The following is a 1,498-nucleotide window of genomic DNA, read 5'->3' on the forward strand; positions in this document are numbered from 1 at the left end:
ACTTAAATCGTCACAATGCCCATCAACATTGCAATTACTAACATAACGATGGCGAATCCCCAAATCCAAAAGAATGCATACTTAATATACGTGCCCATGTTTGCCTCTGCTAAACCAATTGCCAACCATAAGGCTGGTGAAAACGGACTGACAAATGTACCTATAATATTCCCTATAACCATTGAATAAGCTGTTGATACAGACGGTACACCAAATTGCCCTGCTGTTTGTTCGACGATCGGTAACACAGCAAAATAATAAGCGTCTGTGCTAGTTAGTAAATCTAATGGTACGCCAAGTAAACCTACAATAATATGCAAGTATGGTCCTACTTCTGCAGGAATCACTTTGATTAAATTCGTCGCAATCGCTTTAAGCATACCGGTTTCATTTAGTACACCTAAAAACATACCTGCTGCAATAATCACTGCAGCCATCATTAATGCATTCGGCGCATGCGCTCTTAATCGCTCCATTTGTTCATCCACTGATTTAAAATTAATAACAAGCGCCAATGAGACACCTATCATGAATGCAAATTCAGGTGGCGCAATATTTATTAACATCGATAGAATAACAGCTAAAGTTAAAGCTGTATTCACCCATTTTATCCATGATTTTGTTCTTGCACGTCCTTTTACAGGAAACCTTACATCTTGATCTCGTTCATATACTTCAACTAATTTATGTACATCTATATCTTGTGTTTGCGGTAATTCATTTCTCTCTATTGCTTTTTTGATACGTTTCTGTTCTTTAAATCCAAGATATACCGCAAACAACATAACAAGAATGAAACCTATTATTTGAATAGGTATTAATCCATACCATAATTCATTGACACTTTTGGCTTTTAACACTGCAGCTACACGAGCCATTGGACCTCCCCAAGGTACCATGTTCATAATCGCCGCGCTTAATGCTAATAGTAAAATCAATAAATATTTATTCATATTTAACGCTTTATATAAAGGTAATAATGCAGGAATAGAAAGCAAAAATGTTACCGCACCGGCCCCATCTAATTGGGCTATTGTGCCAATTAAAGCTGTCATTGCACAGACAATGACGACATTGCCTCGTGTCATTAATATTAAGCGTTTGACAAGCGGCTTGAATAAACCACTATCGTTCATGATGCCAAAGAAAATAATGGCAAAGATAAACATAATAACAACGTTGATGACTTGATCTAACCCTTTAGCAAAAAATCCAACCAAATCTGTCACACTATATCCTAAAATCATTGCCCCTAAGCAAGGTATGATTGTCATACCTACAACTGGATTTATCTTTTTGGCAATGAGTAAACCTACAATTGAAATAATAATAATGAGCCCCATTACTGTTAACCACATATTATCACTATTCATATTATTTTCTCCCTCCACTTTTAATACAATTTACATAATCCCCCTCTTTAACTTAAATATTATAATTAATATAATTTTTTATATTTAAGTTATCTCATTTTATCAAAAAAATCTTTTTTGCGTAA

Annotated in this window: 1 protein-coding gene; it reads right to left on the reverse strand. The window is 34.8% G+C overall.

Annotated features, from left to right (window positions below):
• Positions 1-2: 2 nt before the first annotated feature.
• Positions 3-1,373 carry a CitMHS family transporter gene (locus IDG60_RS13790; protein ID WP_001083499.1) on the reverse strand — a complete coding sequence of 457 codons (1,371 nt, stop codon included), beginning with the start codon at positions 1,371-1,373 and terminating at the stop codon, positions 3-5.
• Positions 1,374-1,498 lie beyond the last annotated feature (125 nt).

The organism is Staphylococcus sp. EG-SA-2 (assembly GCF_017152085.1).

Excerpts from the sequence above, each read along its gene's own strand:
- IDG60_RS13790 (WP_001083499.1), bottom strand. The coding sequence starts at position 1,373 with ATGAATAGTGATAATATGTGGTTAACAGTAATGGGGCTCATTATTATT.